Origin of the sequence: [Mycobacterium] manitobense (assembly GCF_025821665.1) — a bacterium.
GTDB classification, from domain to species: domain Bacteria; phylum Actinomycetota; class Actinomycetes; order Mycobacteriales; family Mycobacteriaceae; genus Mycobacterium; species Mycobacterium arseniciresistens.
The window spans coordinates 1-533 of record NZ_JACKSJ010000255.1 but is presented as its reverse complement, the minus strand read 5'-3'; the positions used below and the strand labels follow the sequence as shown (position 1 = coordinate 533).

The window sequence follows — 533 nt, the reverse complement described above, 5'->3', positions numbered from 1 at the left end:
GCCGATGCCGTCGAGCAGCGGGCTGGTCGCGGCCCACACGCTGGTGGAAGCGCCCTGCATCGGGGTCTTGAGGTCACGGTCCGGGTCGTTGACCACTTTGCCGTGCTCGTCGATCAACCCCATCAGCTGCCACTGTTCGTCGGTGATCGACGGTGCGAGGTTGGTGTCGATGATGCCGCCGGGGTGCAGTGCGTAGCCGCGGATGCCGTCGTTGGACCAGCGCCGGTCCAATTCGACGGCGAACAACACATTGGCCGTCTTGGACTGACCGTAGGCCACCATGCCGTCATAGGCGCCATCTTCGAAATGTGGATCGCCCCAACGGATGTCCGATAGGTGATGGCCCCACGACGAGACTTCCACGACCCGCGCGCCGGACGCCGCCCGCAACGCGGGCAGCAGTCCATCGGTCAGCCGGAAGTGACCGAGATGATTGGTGGCGAACTGTGCCTCATATCCGCGGCCGTCGCGGACCAGCGGCCCACCCATGATCCCGGCGTTGTTGATCAACGCATGCAGCGGTCGGCCCGTAT

General features: G+C 65.3%; 1 protein-coding gene. It reads right to left on the bottom strand.

Annotated elements, in window-relative coordinates; translation table 11 throughout:
* On the bottom strand, positions 1 to 533 hold a 533-nt coding region (locus H7I41_RS28540), incomplete at both ends, for an SDR family NAD(P)-dependent oxidoreductase (RefSeq protein ID WP_264016024.1).